This window comes from Candidatus Magnetobacterium casense, assembly GCF_019173545.1.
Lineage (GTDB): Bacteria > Nitrospirota > Thermodesulfovibrionia > Thermodesulfovibrionales > Magnetobacteriaceae > Magnetobacterium > Magnetobacterium cryptolimnobacter.
In genome coordinates this window covers 1-2,689 of sequence record NZ_JABXWD010000429.1, presented here as the reverse complement: position 1 = coordinate 2,689, position 2,689 = coordinate 1, and the positions used below count along the sequence as shown (strand labels likewise).

Below are 2,689 nucleotides of genomic sequence, written 5' to 3'. Positions count from 1 at the left end.
TGTCTGAACCAGGATTACACAGATTAAAGGATTTACAGGATAAAGACATGAGGTCTTCTTTAACACAAATCCTGATAATCCCTTAATCCGTTAAATCGTGGTTCAGACAATCCCTGATGTTTACTTAAATGTGACATTGTCAAACTATTAACAATTCATAAAATTCTCTAATGCGATTGCCCTGATGCAGTTACAAAAGGTTGAGCAAAAAGTAAAATGAATATGCTATCATAGAGGCATATGCAAATTACGGGTGATGCCAGAGAGACAATCGTCGAGGACAATTCGGGGACACCGGAGCGCCAATTGCAACAGCCAGGGCAACAGCAGGGCCGGCAACAGGACGCCGAAATTGCAAGACTCCAGGCCCTGTTAGCGCAAAAGAGTCACTTGGCAAGTGACCTGCTCAAGATAGGAACCGCCCTGTCGGCAGAGAAAAACATAGAGGCCCTCCTGGAGATGATTGTTGTTGAGGCCATGAAGCTGACAAACTCCGACGGTGCTACCCTCTACATCAAGACCCCCGATGAGACAGCCATTGCCTTTAAGATACTGCAAAATCGCACGCTGGCACTACAGATGGGTGGTACGAGTGACAAAGCAATCACATTCCCACCCCTGAAGCTGTATAAACCCGATGGCACCGGTAACAAGCACCTCGTCTCCGTCTACGTGGCCCTGACAGGAACAACGTTAAACATCCCGGATGTCTATGAGATAGACGGTTTTGACTTCCAGGGCTGCAAGGACTTTGATAAGAACACGTGCTACCGGTCCAAGTCCATGCTGGTAACGGCACTGAAAAACTATGAAAACGAAATAATCGGCGTTCTGCAACTTATAAACGCACAGGATAGCGAAGGCGGTATAATACCGTTTTCTGTGGACCACCAGGAGTTGATCGAGTCACTGGCCTCGCAGGCGGCTGTGGCCATCACCAATGCCTCCCTGCTCAGTGACCTGAAAAACCTCATGGATGGCTTTATCAAGAGCATCGCAAGCGCCATTGATGAGAAGTCCCCCTATACGGGTGGACATATCCGCCGTGTGGCGGAGATCACGCTCGATATTGCCCAGGGCCTCAACAGCTCAAACGACGGCCGGTGGAAAGACTTCAGCCTATCCCAGGATGAGATCAACGAACTGAGAATAGCCGCATGGATGCACGATATCGGTAAGATATCCACACCCGAGTACGTAGTGGACAAGGCCACTAAGCTTGAAACCATCTACGACAGGATTCACTACATAGAGGCAAAGTTTGAAATACTCATACGTGACATTGAACTGTTCTATCTCAAAAAGCACGCCGAAATATCCTCCGACAACAATGACGACAAACAAGCACACCTAACAAGGCTTAGGGAGGTCTATGATGAGCGAATAAACAGCCTCGCCTCAGACCTCAACTTCCTCAGGCTCATCAATCAGGGGGGAGAATTCATGTCAGATGCCTTGATTGCCCGACTAAAGGACATTGCTACCACACAGATTACACTAAATGGCGTACAACAAAACCTGCTGACCGAAAACGAGGTATATAACCTCAGCATAAGAAAAGGCACATTGACAGAAGAAGAGCGTAATGTTATCCAAAATCACGTGGTCTTGACACACGCAATGCTTGCCAGACTGCCGTGGCCAAAGAAACTCAGAGGCGTCTGTGAATATGCCGGTGAGCATCACGAAAAACTAGACGGTACAGGATACCCTAACGGTCTTGATGCCGACTCTCTATCCGTGCAGTCGAGGATCATTGCAATAGCCGATATCTTTGAGGCACTATCGGCAGGGGACAGACCCTATAAGCATGGAAAGAAACTCTCGGAGTGTATTAAGATAATAAACATGATGGTTAAGGATAACCATGTAGATAAAGATATAGTGGACTTCTTTATCCGCTCCGGACTGCTGCAGAAGTACGCAAGGAGAGAGCTGAAGGATTATCAGATAGACCCCTTTACGTACAACGGTGTAACGTATGACTTCATGGTGTAACAGAGACACCAAAATAAAATAAAATCCACAGGAGGAATATGAAATGAAGAACATTGTAAAGCTACTATCCTTTAACACGTTTATACCGGTCTTCTACCCGGCGCTGATGTTGCCGCTGAGGGGCAATCGCAAGAAGGCAATAAACATGCTCAACTTCAATGCCGGAGACCGTGTCCTTGTCCCCGGGGTGGGGACGGGTCATGACCTGTCTGCTCTGCCCAAGGATGTTGTAGTTGAGGGCGTGGATATCAGCGACGTCATGCTCGGTATCGGAAAACTCAAGATCAAGGCGATGGGCCTGGATAAAAACGTCAGACTCAAGAAAATGGACGCAGAAGACCTCTACTACGACGACAACACCTTTGACAAGGCCATCCTTAGCCTGTTTCTGACGGTTGTCTTTAACCCCAAAAAGGCCTTTGCCGAGGTCGTCCGCGTACTCAAGCCGGGCGGACAGATACTCGTCTACGACCACCTGTTCAGGGAAGGCGACATCCCTGCCAATGTGGCTAAACCCATAGATGCAATCCTGAGCTATGGCTTTGCAAGCGTCACAAGAAACCTGGATGACATCATAGAGGGACAGCCCGTTACCATTGACAAGGTAACAAGTGGTGACCCCGTGGGCTTTATGAAGGCCTTCGTACTAAAAAAGAACGGTTAATTTTGTCCATATGCACTACGAACAAGG

Annotated in this window: 2 protein-coding genes; both read left to right on the top strand. The window is 47.9% G+C overall.

Translation table 11 applies throughout. The annotated features are described in order from the left end of the window. Window positions 1-240 precede the first annotated feature (240 nt). The gene (locus HWQ67_RS15880; RefSeq protein ID WP_218253663.1) at window positions 241-1,998 is read left to right on the top strand and encodes an HD domain-containing phosphohydrolase; all 1,758 of its coding nucleotides are present in this window, start codon (window positions 241-243) and stop codon (window positions 1,996-1,998) included. Between the two features lie 43 nt (window positions 1,999-2,041). Next, window positions 2,042-2,662: a class I SAM-dependent methyltransferase gene (locus HWQ67_RS15875; RefSeq protein ID WP_218253662.1), complete on the top strand. Its 621-nt coding sequence runs from the start codon at window positions 2,042-2,044 to the stop codon at window positions 2,660-2,662. The last annotated feature ends 27 nt before the right edge of the window (window positions 2,663-2,689 follow it).